7 protein-coding genes and 1 pseudogene are annotated in these 15,660 nt (G+C 32.7%); 6 read left to right on the top strand and 2 right to left on the bottom strand.

The features are described from left to right. Window positions 1-86: 86 nt before the first annotated feature. On the top strand, window positions 87-497 hold the full coding sequence (locus J8H85_RS13925; protein WP_209655825.1) for a glycoside hydrolase family protein: 411 nt from the start codon (window positions 87-89) through the stop codon (window positions 495-497). Between the two features lie 439 nt (window positions 498-936). Here the strand turns inward: J8H85_RS13925 and J8H85_RS13920 are convergent, their stop codons facing one another. Then, window positions 937-5,031, bottom strand: a complete 4,095-nt coding sequence (locus J8H85_RS13920) for a hybrid sensor histidine kinase/response regulator transcription factor (protein WP_209655824.1) — start codon at window positions 5,029-5,031, stop codon at window positions 937-939. A gap of 319 nt (window positions 5,032-5,350) precedes the next feature. Then, window positions 5,351-6,462: pseudogene (locus tag J8H85_RS13915) on the bottom strand (IS3 family transposase). A gap of 337 nt (window positions 6,463-6,799) precedes the next feature. On the opposite strand from J8H85_RS13915, the gene J8H85_RS13910 reads away from it, so the two are divergent. The 5 genes from J8H85_RS13910 to J8H85_RS13890 form a co-directional block, all read left to right on the top strand. Next, window positions 6,800-9,835, top strand: coding sequence for a TonB-dependent receptor (locus J8H85_RS13910; RefSeq protein WP_209655823.1), 3,036 nt, complete (start codon window positions 6,800-6,802; stop codon window positions 9,833-9,835). Between the two features lie 183 nt (window positions 9,836-10,018). After that, window positions 10,019-11,641, top strand: coding sequence for an alpha-L-fucosidase (locus J8H85_RS13905; RefSeq protein ID WP_209655822.1), 1,623 nt, complete (start codon window positions 10,019-10,021; stop codon window positions 11,639-11,641). Between the two features lie 118 nt (window positions 11,642-11,759). Continuing rightward, complete coding sequence (locus J8H85_RS13900) at window positions 11,760-12,956, top strand: hypothetical protein (protein ID WP_209655821.1); 1,197 nt, start codon at window positions 11,760-11,762, stop codon at window positions 12,954-12,956. Between the two features lie 54 nt (window positions 12,957-13,010). Continuing rightward, window positions 13,011-14,291 carry a purple acid phosphatase family protein gene (locus J8H85_RS13895; protein ID WP_209655820.1) on the top strand — a complete coding sequence of 427 codons (1,281 nt, stop codon included), beginning with the start codon at window positions 13,011-13,013 and terminating at the stop codon, window positions 14,289-14,291. Between the two features lie 403 nt (window positions 14,292-14,694). Beyond that, the coding region (locus J8H85_RS13890) for a hypothetical protein (RefSeq protein WP_209655819.1) at window positions 14,695-15,660 on the top strand (966 nt) is incomplete at its 3' end.

Genomic DNA, 15,660 nt, shown 5'->3' with positions numbered 1-15,660 from the left:
TGGCAGAAACAATATTCAAGCAATATATTGGTTGAATTGAGACAAGCGAACTTATGTTATTTCAAGAATTTTACAATTAAAAACTAATGAAAAACAAAATTCATAGCTTTATTTTATTAACGCTTGTTATTCTAGCTTTTTCTTGTAAAAAAGAGCTATTGGTAAAAGAGTCTTCTTTTGTTAAATCCCATATACCAGGAAAATATATTTTAGATGCACCAAAGGATTGGTGGCATTGGGGTATGGCTCCAATTTATGATGCTTCAGGTAAATTGCATGTGTTTATGTCGGCTATTCCAAATGCTGGTAGCTGGAGTAAAAACAGTAAAATTGTACATTATAAAGGCAACAGCCCCGAAGGGCCATATACTTTTGTAGATACAACCTTTGCAAGCAAAACGCATACGTATCATAACCCACAAATCTCTCAAGTAGATGATACTTACATATTAGTGTATTTATTAAAAAGTATAGAAACCGACGGACACTGGTTCTAGTCCAGTTCCCGTAACTAGAGTTTACAAGGCTTCACATCAATGTGAAGCCTTTTTTTTATTGGGATGGTACAGAAAAATGTGTCAAAAAACCTTTATTGGTTTTATCATTTGTTTTGGTAATATTTAAAGTTATTTGGTATTAAGATTTATTTTAACAATTTTGATGAACTTATAGTAGTTGTATTCTATTAAAAGTTGATATTATGTTTATTCAGTAGAAAGTCTAATTGTTGTGTTTATGCAAAAATTGAGGTTAGTCTATATAGGAAGAATCTAGGTTTCTTACCCTCTAAGTTACGCACTTAAAGCCTTTACCTTTGTGAAATGATTCAGCAAAAGAATTTGGCGTTTCGATTAAGAAAATAGTTAATAATAGATCCTCTATAATAGTGTTTTATTTATTTTTGACTAAATTGTAAAGTGGATTAATTTAAATGTTTTAATTTTTTAGAAATTGTGAAGGAGATACTCCATGTAGTTTTTTAAAGGCTGTTGAAAAGTAGGGAGGAGACTCTATTCCTATTTGATACATCACTTCGGTGACATTATAGTCTTTGTTGCTTTTCAATAATTCGGCAGCTCGTTGTAGTCTAAAATTTCTTAAATATACATTCGGGACTTGACCAGTAAGTTGTTTAATGCGTCTGTAGAAATGTGAGGTACTTATACCTAATTCCGAGGCTAATTCCTCTACTCCAAAATTCGAGTCAGATATATTTTTTTCTATAACAGTAATGATGTTGTTTAAAAACTTTTCGTCTCGTTCAGAGACTCTGATGTCACCTATGGGTAGGGTACTTTTTTTCTTAAAATGTTCTTTAAGCTTTAAGTTGTTTTTAATCAATTTATCCGCACGTAAAGCCAAATGTTTTAAAGAAAAAGGTTTGCTAATATACTCATCAGCGCCATATTCTAAACCTTTAATAAGGTTTAAATCGTCTCCTAAGGCTGTTAAAAGTAAAATAGGAATATGACAAAAATTTGGGTCTGATTTAACCTTCTCACAAAACGCAAAGCCATCCATGTTAGGCATCATTACATCGCTTATTATGAGGTCGGGTTCTTGTTTTTGTAGTATAGATAAAGCATCTAAACCATCCTGAGCAATCAAAATATTATAGTCATTTTTAAAGTAACTATTTAAAAATAACTGCACATCTTCTTCGTCTTCAACAATGAGTATTGTACGTTTAGTTGTTTCTTTAATTGTAGTTACCTCTACACGGTCTGCCTTAAAATCGCTCGATAGTGGCACCCAGTTTTTAATATAAGATTTTGGTAAAGTTTCAACTTCAGAAACATCATATTGTAAAGACGGGGTAGAAGGGATTTTAATTGAAAACCGAGTCTCTACATGGGGTTGACTTGTTACCGCTATTTCTCCTTTAAATAAATCGATCAAAGATTTACAGAATGCTAATCCAATTCCACCGCCACTTATGTGATCTTTATTGGTTCCTAATTGGTAAAAACGTTCAAAAATATTTGCTAAATCCTTTTCAGGAATCCCTCTTCCAGTGTCAATAACATCAATTTTTATCTCCTTGTCATTTCCTGAATTAATAATATCGGCTTCTACACCAATACGGCCATTGGCAGGTGTATTTTTAAACGAATTGGAGAGAAGATTAAACAAAATACGCTCTACTTTTTCAATGTCGATTATAATTTCTTCGTCCGGTGAAAGTACATTGAAGTAGAAGTCTATCTGTTTTTCTTCTGCGTAATTTTCAAAAGCTATTGTGGTTGGGTGAATAAAGTCAGCTAATGAAATTCTACTTAAGTTTAAACTAATATACCCCTGTTCGGCTTGGCGGAAAGTAATTAATTGGTCGACTAAACTTAAAAGACGTTTCGTGTTTTTCTGAATGATTGCTAAATATTTGGATTGTGTGTCGTCTTTGTTTTTGGTGATTACTTGTTCTAATGGCCCAGAAATTAGGGTTAATGGTGTTCTAAACTCATGAGAGATATTCGTGAAATAGCGAAACTTTCCTTGGTTTATAGTATCAATACGTTCTTTATCTCGTTGCTCGTAAATTAATTTTTGTTTTAAGCGCTCATGTTGAAATAAGTAAATCATTACCGCAGCACAAATTAATATTGTAAGTACAGCAAATAAAAGGTAACTCCACCAAGTTTGATACCATGGAGGCAATATTTTAACTGCTAAATTTTTGGTTTTGCTACTCCAAATTCCATCACCATTTGCTGCTTTAATTTTAAAAATGTATTCACCTGCAGAGAGATTGGTGTAAGTTATGGTATTTTTGCCTTTTTCGGATTCTAACCAATTATCATTGAATCCTTCGAGCTTATATGCGAATTTGTTTTTTGTGGGAGTTGTAGAGTGTTCTACAACCAACTGAAAAGCTATCGATTGTTCATTTTGACTTACCGCGATACTTTCGGTTTCAGCAATTGATTTATTTAATATGGTATTATTATTTAATTTTTCTCCAATTTTAACTTCATTATTATTAATTAGTAGCGAAGTAATTATAATTTTCGGTGGTGTTCTATTATGGTGTATAGTATTGGGTTTAAAGATGGTTAATCCATTCAATCCGCCAAAATAATAGTACCCCGAAGTGCCTTTAAAATAGGCGGCTTGTCTAAAATTATTTTGTGCTAACCCATCTCTTACATCAAAAACATCGGTTTTTGCGGATTGCATATTAAATTTCACCAAGCCCATATCTGTACTCAGCCATAAATCATCTTTACCATTTTGTAAAATGCCATAAATGGCATCGTCTGGAAGTACATCGTTTTTTCTGAAGTATTCTATATTTTTAAGATCTCCATTGGGGGTTAAACTAATTTTATTTAAACCCCCACCAAATGTGCCTGCCCAAATATTTCCAGATTGATCTTCATGCAAAGAAAATACATTGGCATAACTTAATCTTGGAAAATCTTTGTTTTCATCAGAATATTTATCGTTAATAATAAGTTTATGTCCATCAAATACACCGTTTAATAATCCTTTGTTAGTGCCTATCCAAAGTCGATTAGCATGATCTTTAATAATAGTATGACAAAAGGTTCTTTCATCTAATTTTAAAAATGCTTTAATTTTAAATTTAGGAACTTTTTCTTGTTGAATCATACTCCAGGGGTTTTCAATGACACTCACCTTACTTCCGACAAAAACAATATGCTGATTATCTATTTGAAGGATATCTCGGTATTCATATTCAGGTAAATGGGCATCATCCTTTATAAAAGCAACGGTTTTATATTCCTTTTTTAATGGATTGTAAACAAAAGTGTTTGTCGATGTACCAAACCAAATGTATCCATTTTGGTCTTCGTAAATACACCGAATTGTACTATTTATAGGAAAAGGAATTTGGGGTATTAAATTCTCAAATTTTAGATGATTTACGGTTTTGTCGTTTACTGGTGTCTTACTACGTAAAATATCGTTATTATTATAAACTGAAAGCCATAGTTTTCCTGTATTGTCCTCTATAATAGAAGTAATTAAGTTGTCTGTAATTGCCGTGGGGTCGTAAGGATTTTTAGTATAGGTAATAAATTGTTTCTGAGAAAGGTCTAATTTATTAATACCACCTTGGGCTGTCCCCATCCATAGTACGCCATAATTGTCTTGATATATGGTGTTTATTTGGTTACTACTTAGTCCGTTAGGGTTCTTTGGGTCGTAGTCATAATTTAAAAATCGATCTTCATTTTCTAAATATTTAAAGAGACCATTATTCTTAGTACCTACCCATACATCTTTATTTGCATCTTCAAAAATCGTATTAATTTTAATTGGCCTTTCTTGATTAATTTTTTTTAAATCCTTTAAATTATTGTTGGAGAGGTTAGATTGATATAATCCATTTTCGGTACCAATCCAATATTTATCTTTAATTTTTTTAATAATTAAAACATTGGTATTATCAATCTTGGTAAAAGTCATAAGTGAATTTATACTGATTTGTTTAGGAGTTTTTGTATTTATTACTACTTCTTTTATGCCAGAGTCTGTAGCCAGAAGGAGTTTGTTATTCGGGATAAAGTTGAAACTATTTATTGTCGAAATATTTGGGTAATCAGTAAGTAAATTATCTGAAACACTAAATAGTCCGGCCTTAGTATCGGTTAATTTACAATAATGCAGTTTGTTTTCTCCAGAAAACCAAATGTTCCCGGTATCATCCGAAGTAATATGACTAATGTCTAACTTAGATAAAAGTGGAACTTGGTAAAATTTCTCTAACCAAGGGATGTAAATAGTTATTCCTACATTGGTTCCCACCCATAATACGCCATTGTTATCGTTGTATAGACTCTTAATATTATTGCTAGAAATTTGTCCATTGGTTTGAGATTGTGTGGTGTAGGTTTCAAATTCGTATCCGTCATATTTTATTAGTCCATTGGGTGTTCCAAACCAAAGAAAGCCATATTTATCTTGGGTAATAGATGTAATGGTGTTCTGATTAAACCCTTCTTTATTAGAAAAGCGTTCAAAGTTTTGAGCGTGTAAAGATACTACATGAGTTAAGGTGAAAAGCAACAGTTCTAAACAAAAAAAAAAGTAGAATTAACCTAATTTTTTTCATAATATTAAAGATAGAAATTTGAGTATAGTATTGGCTAATTTTATTGGCTAAAATAATAATCTGACATCAAAAATATAATTACCTTATCATTAAGAAAATTATATCAATAAGTAAAGAGTATTATTTAATACTTCTAAACATATATATCCAAATTAATCTAGAAATTTTAATATTAAAAAATGGACTACCTAGTAAATTTGGTATAATATTTTAAGCGACATTTTGATTGAATTTTAATCTAATTTTAAGTTCCATTTCAGCAGGAGTTAGATATTATAAGCTAGAATGTAATCTTTGATAGTTGTACCATTTGATGTAATCATTAATGGTTCTATGACCTTATAACATATTTTTGAACATATATCTATTAGTGCATTCATATTTAAGTGTTTTAAAAAAGGATTCCGCTACTGCATTATCCCAACAATTCCCTTTTCTACTCATTGATTGGGTTATTTTCACATTATTATGAAACAAGTCTTTGATTTTATTTGAAGCATATTGTACGCCTCTATCCGAGTGAAAAATATGATGATTCGTAATATGTCTTACTTGTATAGGTTTTAACCAAGTTTTATAGACTGTATTGTGTGTAGTCATATCTTTACTTAATGTCCAAGTTATTATTTTTCTATCTGCTAAATCTAAAATAGTAGTTACATAATTCCATTGTTTACCTACTTTTATATAGGTGATATCGGACACCCATTTATGTCCTAATTCAGGACTATTAAAATCTCTATTGAGCACGTTTTCAGCAATTGGAAGCTCGTGATTAGAATCTGTAGTCATTACTTTAAATGTCTTATAAATCACACTTCTAATTCCCATTTGTTTGATTAAAAGAGCTACATAAGAACGGTTTAAATAGATTCCTTCTCTTTCTAATTGTTTCTGAATCCTAGACGAACCATAAACATTTCGACTATTTTTCCAAACCTGTTGGATGCGGTCTTTGTAAAAAGAAGTTCTAGTTTGAATTTTAGGTATCTCTTTAGTTTTAAGCCAAGAATAATAGGAATTGACACTTACACGCATCTGTTTACACATCTTATCAACAGTATAGGTTTTTGTATGTTCTTTGATGAATCTATACCATACTTGTCGCTCACGGAGAAGATGCTTACAGCCTTTTTTAAGATGTCTCGTTCTTCCTTGGCATCATTAAGCTGTTTTTTAAGCAAGCGATTCTCTTTTTCTAAAGCTAACGTGGCTTCATCTTTAAAGGAGCCTGTTTCTGTTTTAAACTCCTTGAGCCATCTGTAAACACTAGGCTTTTTTAAACTATACTCTTTACAGATTTCATCAATAGATTTCGGGTTTTCAATAGACAATAAGTCTACAATCGTTTGCTTGAATTCTTTGTCGTATTTTAATCGGGTCATAGGAAGTGAATTTAATAGTTTTTAGCTTAACAAAGACTACCAACTAAACTAGACATTCCAGGATTTATTATTTAAGTGTTTAAGAAAAGTTATTAGAGCTAAATGAATTTGTTAATGAGTTATAACTTATAGGTTTAAAGAAGATTTAACTTATTCCGTTGGTTTGTATGTAAATGTTTGGTAGTCAGTATTTTTTATTGTTTTTTTCTATGGTTGTTTTGATAAAATGGGTGATAATCGAAAGATTTAGATGGATTAGAGGAAGTTAATTTATGATGTTTTCAATCTTTTTGTATCGATAACAAATAAATTTAAATCATTAAATCATTAAACCATTATGAAAATTATTAAAAAAAATAAACTGTTCTTTTTGCTGTTTGTTATAACCAGCGTCTTCGGGTTCGCACAGGAAAGACATATTTCAGGAACGGTAACAGATGAATATAATATGCCCATAGGGGGAACTACCATAATTGTAAAAGGTAGTAGCATAGGGACTACAACAGATATAGATGGTAAATACGAACTAATTGTTCCAAGTGAATATAATAATATTCAATTTTCTTATGTAGGCTTCGAAGCTGTAAGTATTAATTTAGGACATAATAACACTATTGATGTAGTTCTAAAAGAAAGCGTGGCGCAATTAGATGCTATTGTAATTAAGGGATTTAGAGGTTCTGAACAAAGAGCAATAGCTGTTAAGAGAAAGGCAGCTAGTGTAGTAGAAGCGATTACTCCTGAAGATATTGGGAACTACTCAGATGAAAATATGGCAGATGCCTTACAACGTGTACCTGGTCTTCAGGTTGAACGGGATGATTCTGGTAATGGAGGAGGTGATCGTGTGTCAATTCGTGGGGTGGGGCCTCAGTTTGTTAATATTACAGTCAACGGAAGAACTCCTCTTTCTGCAGGTTCTGAAGGAATAGATCAATTGCGTCAATTTAATTTAGATGTCTTACCTACCGAGGTGGTTCAAGGGGCTATGGTGTATAAGTCGTCTGAAGCACAGTTAGTAGGTCCTGGTTTAGGAGGTGCAGTAGACTTTCAGACAGTAAGACCATTGTCTTTACGATTTGAAGAAGGCAAAAATTATTTCGGAATTGTGAATGTAAGAGGAGATATAAATGACTATGGTGATAATAAAGCGATGTTACCTCGTTTAAGTGGATTGCTAGGATTTAAAACAAGTAATAATAAACTTGGCTTCGTTGTGTCTGCAATAACTAGTAGCTCTAATCGTGCTTTCGATTCATATGTTATGGGGTATGTGCCAAGAAATATAAATGAAGATACTGATGGAGATGGTATTGGAGATGTTGTTCATGAGGGGGTTTTGTCACCAGGCTTAACACGATATAATCCGGTACGTAATTCATTAGATAGATATGGTGTGTCTTCTGCTTTGCAATGGAAAATTACTGAGAATTTAGAGATAACAGGAGATTTGTTATATACGGAATTTGATAACCGATCTGAACGTAATCAGTTTAGATTATTTCCGCAAAATGAAACAAATAATACCACTTTTCCGAGTGCTGATTTAGATATAGACGATAATAATGTATTGAGATATTTTAATTCAATAAACTCTAGCGATCCTATATCTCAAACGGCGATTTTACCTACGCAATACGATAACTTCCAATCGAGTTTAATGACAGGTTTGAACTTAGAGTGGCAAAAGGGTGATTGGTTAATAGCTGGAGATTATTCATATTCTAATATAAGCTTCGACCAAAGGTTAACCTTTACGCAAGTGTGGACATATGTGCCTTCAATGAGTTTCGATTTGAAATCTGATTTAGCTGTTTTTAATGTTGATCAAGCTACAATTCTTGATTTTAACAATCCTGAAATTAGAGATTGGGTATTCTTAAGAGATATTATGCTCGAAGGAAATAATAAAGCTGGACGGATTGATATTACAAAAGAGTTTAACCAAAATCTTAAACTAAATTTTGGTGGACGCTATAGTACTACGTACCTAGATAGCCGGCAAGCACAATTAGCAGGTGGAGGGCAGCCTTGGAGTGATGGTTATTTGGATAATAATACTTATTATAATAATTTCATAACTGGACCTTTAGATCCTTCCTTTGCTCAAGGAAGAACCATAGGTGTAAATCAGTGGTTAATGGTAAATCAAGATGCACTAAGAGCAGCTAATCCAGAAGTTTTCGGAAAAACAGCGGGATCGTCATTTGAAGGTGATTTATTTGATGTAACTAATGGCGATTTGCCATTATTAACCCCAAATTCATGGGATTTAGAAGAGAATACTTTAGCGTTCTATGGTCAATTAGATTTTAAATCTATATTTGCCGGAATCCCAGTTTCTGGTAATGTAGGTGTACGAGCTGTTAAATGGGATATTTTTAGTCGTGCTTTCTCGACTATAACTTTAACAGACCCTTCAGAAGTTATCGGTGATATAAATTATGACGGAGTACCTACCACTGTATCTTCTGATAGATGGAATGTTCTTCCTTCATTAAATTTAAATTTTGCATTACAAAGTAATTTCAATCTGCGCTTGTCAGCAGTGAATACCGTTTCTGGACCAGACTATTTAGATCTCCGTCCTACAAATACCTTAAGTTATATTAATCCAGAATCTGAAGATGCTGGAACTCAAAATGGAACCGCGACTTTATCAAACCCAGAATTAAAGCCATATAGTAGTTGGCAATTTGATACTACTGGAGAGTGGTATAATAATGAGGGCGGCGCTGTTGTTCTAAGTGGTTTTTACAAGCTTATAGATGATTTTATTGTGGACGAAACCACTTTTGATGTTGATATTTCTGAACTACCAGATATTGATTGGGGTATTGAATTACCTGGACTTGGTAATCAACTATTCAATGTAACTAGTCCAGTAAATTATACTGGAGTACAGTTATACGGATTTGAAATTGGCTTTAGACAGCCTTTAGGATTTATTGGTGATACGTTTAGGGACTTTGGTGTCCAAGCAAATTACACCTTTGTAGATAGTAAGTTCGATAAAGAAATTAACGAAGTAGACAATAGCTTTCCAGGTTCTTCTAAGCATAACTTTAATTCGGTTATATATTATGATGGAGATTTTTTTGGTATTCGTGTTGCTTACAACTCGAGAAGTAGTTTTCTTAGAAACATTGGTGGTGGTAGTGATGTAAGATCGAATGTTACATATACCGATGGTTTTGATAGACTAGATATTCGTGCCAATTTTGAGGTAATGAAAAATTTACAATTATCAATTAGTGGCCAAAACCTTACTGCGAGCGATAGACGCGATTACACTAACAATAATCCATCTTTATTCACTCAATTAACGAGACAAGGCGCCATATACACGATTGGAGCGAGATATCAATTATAATCATTTATAAGATCATATTAGATGTATAAACCTGATATGATCTTTTTACATGTTATAAAAATAATAACAGAACTTAAGTAGTAAAAAGTAATGAAATATCTTATTATCAGTTTTTTAATGGTTTTTTTTAGCTCTTCCCTTGTTTATACTCAAGATAAAAATACAGGGTTGAAAGAACAAAATATGGATGAATTGTGGGGAGAAAAGGATGTTTCTGTACATAATGTAAGCCCTGAAAAAGCAAAATTATTTGATGAGGGTAATTTTGGAATGTTTATCCATTGGGGCTTGTATTCTAAATTAGCCGGTGTTTGGAATGATAAAACGTATTATGGTATCGGCGAGTGGATTATGAACCCTCGAGTAGCCAATATTCCAGTTTCAGACTATAAGAAAATTGCGAACGATTTTAATCCTGAAAAATTTGATGCAAAGAGAATTGCTCAGTTAGCTAAAGATTCTGGCATGAAATATATCATAATTACGAGTAAGCATCACGAAGGATTTGCGATGTTCGATTCAAAAGTTAATGATTTTAATATAGTAGATGCTACTCCGTTCGGGAGAGATCCAATGAAAGAATTGTCTGAAGCTTGTCGTGAGCTAGGTTTGGGGTTTGGGTTTTACTATTCACACAACCAGGATTGGACAGCTCTAGGAGGAACTGGAGGTCCGACACAAGATGAAAACGGCAATGAGGTGAGTTTTAAAGATTATTTCTATAATAAATGTAAACCTCAAGTAAAAGAAATATGCACGAATTATGGTAATCTAGATTTTGTATGGTTCGATACACGTGGTGACATGAAAAAGGAGTATGTAGTAGAATTAGCAGAAATGGTAAGAGAATTACAACCTAATGCTATGATGAGTAGTCGAGTAGGTCATGGAATGGGTGATTATGCGAGCAATGGAGACATAGAATTGCCAACTCAAAATATTGAAGGTTTATGGGAAACTTGCAATACTAATAACGATTCATGGTCTTACGCCTGGTATGACCATAATTTTAAAAGTCCGAAAGAAATATTAAATCGTCTTATTTCTACGGTCGCCCGTGGTGGTACCTATTTGTTTAATGTAGGTCCAAATCCTGATGGGGAAATTCCAGAGATTGGCGTTAATTTTTTAAAAGAAGCAGGAGATTGGATTAAAAAATATCCACAAGTGGTATATGATGCAGGACCTTCTCCATGGCAACATGCTTTACCATGGGGCGATGTAACTACCCAAGAGAATTGCTTATATCTTTCTGTGTTTAGTTGGCCGCTAGAAGGAAAATTATATCTGCCTGGGTTTAATGCAAAGATAAGGTCTGTGACACTCTTAAGTGGAACCAATTCTAAAGCCATCTCCGTTACAAAAAAGAACGATTGGACGGTTCTAAATTTACCTGTTAGACCAATAGAGTCTTTGGTTTCAGTTATAGAGGTTATATTAGAAACCCAAGCAGAAAATATAAAAGTAGATTCTACTTTAGGTATTTATCCAAATAGTGAAACAGTGTTACGAGCAGAGTTTGCAAAGGTTAGTAATGCAAAAGAAAGCGAAATAAAATGGATGGAAAAATTTGGAGAATGGAAGCATGTTAACCAAGTGAGCCAATGGAATGATAAAAGTCAAGTAACTTGGACTGTTAATGTTCAAGAATCTGGCTATTACTACATAGATTTAAACTATAAAGGCGTTGGACGTTTAGTTTGGAAAACCATAACCGATGAAGGGGTTTTAGTGCAAAATCAACAAGCGGCAACAGAAAAATATGAATATTATAATATGGGGATTGTTGTGGAATGTCTAGTTTAGTTGGTAGTCTTTTTAATTTATTATAGGATAAAGACTTCAAATAAAATTGAAAAAATTGGTAGTACTATTAATCAACGAACAAATTATTATCGGTTAATAATAATTAAATAAGTAAAAAATGAAAAAACAATTAATTACATTAATGTTTGCTTTGGCTATTATGAAATTATCTGCTCAAAATACATCTGAATCAGAGTGGTTATTAGGTTCATGGGGAGTTCGACTCATTGTTGAAGGAGGAGTAGAGTTAGATAAAGCAAGTAAAAGTAGTGATTGGGTAAAAGGTGCACAAGATATTGTAGACAATCTACCAACTGTGGGTCATGTATTTACAAACTTTAACCATCGTGCATCAGGCTATTGGTTTACCTTAAGAGACAATCCTTATGTAGATATTGCCAAGGAAATACACCCTGATTTTGTACCTTCACTTGAAAACGAACAGATTATATTAGATGTAATAGATGTATTAAAAAAAGCTGGTAAAAAAGTTATTCTCTACATTGCTACTGATGGTCCGTCTGCAAGGTCGGGTACAAAAGATAATGCAGAATACAAGACGGCTTGGGAAAACTATTACAATGAAAAATTTAACGGAGATGAGGGGTTGGCATATCGAACACTTTGTAGAGGCTTTATAGAAAGATTTAAGGGCTTGGCGGATGGTTATTGGTTGGATCATACGAGTGGTATTGCTGGAGAACTCCCAGATTTTATTAAGATGATTAAGGAAGTAGATCCAACGGTTATAATCGCATCAAACGGTATTGTGAATAATGAAAACACGAGTCCACATAATTACTTTAAAGATGAAAAGGGTGAGTTTTTATTAGTGGAATCGGATGGAGTAGATGATCAAGATGATCGACATTATAAAATAAGATCTTTTAATACAGATGATCTTTATACCGATTTTACCTCCGGTCATCCTACGCCCTTAGCATGGGGAGCGCCACCAAATTCATGGGCATATGAAGAATTTACGTTTCCAGAAATAGCGAATGCAATGACTAATTATGAGGTAACTAAGGATAATATAAAACATGCGTGGATGCCAATGCGTATGAAATGGACGAGTCCAAAGGCGGAATTGATGTTTGACACAGAACAAGCCTATCGTTTTGTGCGTACTTTAACCGATGCAGGTTGCGCTATTACCTGGGGTAATACAAATACGTATGGTTTCATTACAGAAGATGAGATGGTTCTTATGAAAGAAATTGATAAGAGATTACAAATAAAACCGATGCCCCATTATGTGCCATACAAAAGGCCTGAAGGAGCTAAATTGGTAGGAGAAGATAAAGAAAATTAAGTAATAGGATATAACCCCAATAGACACCTGTTATTATAATTGTTGTTCAGAATTATGAAAAAAACTGTTTCCATTAAAATAATTTTAATCTTATCAGTCATTTTAATGATAAGTTGTAAAGTCACGAATACAAATGAGCATATTTCTCAAAAAGAAATTAGAATTGAATCTTTTGGAGATAAACCCATTTTACTGCGAGAACCTTACTTGCAAATGATAAGGTCAAACACCGCTACAATAACATGGAAAACAAATGGAATTGCAACAAAATCTATTGTGGTAGTACAGGAAAAAAATCACACCACACGAACTCTTGTTGAAGGGAAATTACTAACTCACGAAGGAAATAAATTTAATGAAGTTGTTCTTAAAAATTTAAAACCTAATACAAAGTATAGTTATTCGATTTATTCCAATGGACATTTGCTTGCTAGTGGTGAGGATTACTTTTTTAACACTACACCAAATAATAAAAGAGTTGGATTTAGTTTTTATGCGTTAGGTGATATTGGTGCACAAGAACATATTAGTTTTGCGAAGGAACCTGCAAAATGTATCACAGAACTAAAAGTAAAACCAGATTTTGGTTTAGGACTGGGAGATATCGTGTACCCAAAGGGAGAAAGCAAAAATTACGACGACCAATTATTTAAACCATTTCAAGAGGTTTTTAAAAATACGCCATTTTATCCAGTTCCAGGAAATCACGACTGGTATTCTGACCCTGAAAAAAATTTCACAAAAGAATGGTCATTACCAAACAACGAACATTATTACAGTTTTACTTACTCTAATGCATTATTTATTGGTTTAGATTCGAGTAACGGCGATTTTTACGATGCAAAAAATCAAGTTGCATGGTTAAAAGAAACATTATCTGAAAATAAAGGGAAACACAATTGGATTGTTGTCTTCTTACATCATAATGGCAAAAGTTGCACGTATAAAGAGGATTACGATCACGTAATGGCATTGTATGAAATATTTGCAAATAACCAAGTTGACATTGTACTAAATGGTCACGCTCATACATACGAACGATTAAAGCCTTATGATAAAAATGGTGCCATAGACCAATCAGAAACTAATCATAGAAATTATAAGAACTTAAAAAATAAATTTGTATCAATTACTATTGGAGCTGGTGGAAAAATTAATAAAAAATGGGAGCCAAATCCAAATAACCCTGACAATTGTGTGGATGGTTCTATCGTGGCTTTTTCTAAACATGTGCCTAGTTTTGGATTATTTTCTATAAACGGAAATAAACTAAATTTTGCAGCGATCAATTCATTTACAGGTGAAAAGTTTGATGAATTTTCAATTATTAAATGATAAAAATAACTTTCTGTATAGTAGCCAATACCCAGAATTAGTGAATTTGCGAAGAACTAAGAAAAGAAGTATAATCAATCAGAATATCATTGTTAGTGTTGCCAAAATACTTCTCTAATTCCTAACTCAGTAATATAAGGGGTAATAAGGAAGTTAGTAAACTAGATGAATAGCTAACCATGAAAATTAAGTGGATTTTTGTCAAGAATCTCAATTTAAAAAAATATTAAAATATGTTTGATACTATTCCTTTCGTGAAAATGGGATAGAAAAATAAGCGATTTTTACAAGTGCAATTATCTATAATGTTTTTTGAGACTTGTAGGGGTATCATAATAAATAAAATTCCTATACACACATAAAATTTATGATCATCATTAAAATGAATAAAATAATAGCCATTTTGATAATATGTTTCTTGTACGGGTGTAAAGAGGAACCTAAAAAAAGAATTACCCTTTATGCTGACGTAAGTATTTTAAGTGAATTAAATTTTGGGATTGTTAAACTTAGGGAAACTCTTAGCATTCAAGGTATAAGCTTAACAATTGCAAAAGATCCATCACAAGCAAATATAAAATTAGAAATAGATAACCAAAAAGATACAGATTCAGAAAAGAATGATGGTTATTCTATTTTAAAATCTGGAGATATTATAACGCTCTCTTCTGAATGTAATCGGGGACTATTGTATGGTTTATTCGAACTCAAGGAGCAGTTGTCCAACGGAATTATTTGGAATGAAATTCAAGAAAAACACACAAGAGCCCATCATGATTTTAGAGCCATTAAATTCAATCTTCCATGGTATCCTTATAGAAGTGGGGAACATTTAAATACACATATTCAAACATGTAAAGATCTAAAATACTGGGAATATTTTTTAGATATGATGCTTGAAAATAAGTTTAATGCCCTCACATTATGGAATATGCATCCCTATATGTATATGGTGAAATCAAAAAGCTTTCCAAAAGCTTCTCCATTTAGTGATGAAGAAATCGCTGAATGGGAAATATTCTGGAAGAGCCTCTTTAAAATGGCAAAAGACAGAGGAATTGATACCTATATTGTAAACTGGAACATCTTTTTACCAGAATTATTTTCAAAAGAATATGGAGGAGGAAATTATTCATCAGAAGCCGGTGTCGGTCATTTCGGAGATGGCGAGACCAACCAAAATATTGAGGATTATACCCGAGAAGTGGTCACCCAAACACTTAATACCTACGAAGACCTTACAGGAATAGGAATTACGTTAGGTGAGCGTATGGGAGGTATGACTTCTGAAAAAAGAAGGGATTGGGCAGACCGTTCACTTATTGCAGGATTAAAGGCTGCAAACAGAAAGGCAAGATTAATATATAGA

This window comes from Mariniflexile gromovii (assembly GCF_017814435.1).
Taxonomy (GTDB): domain Bacteria; phylum Bacteroidota; class Bacteroidia; order Flavobacteriales; family Flavobacteriaceae; genus Mariniflexile; species Mariniflexile gromovii.
The sequence above is the reverse complement of the archived record's forward strand: the minus strand, read 5'-3'. Positions and strand labels throughout refer to the sequence as shown.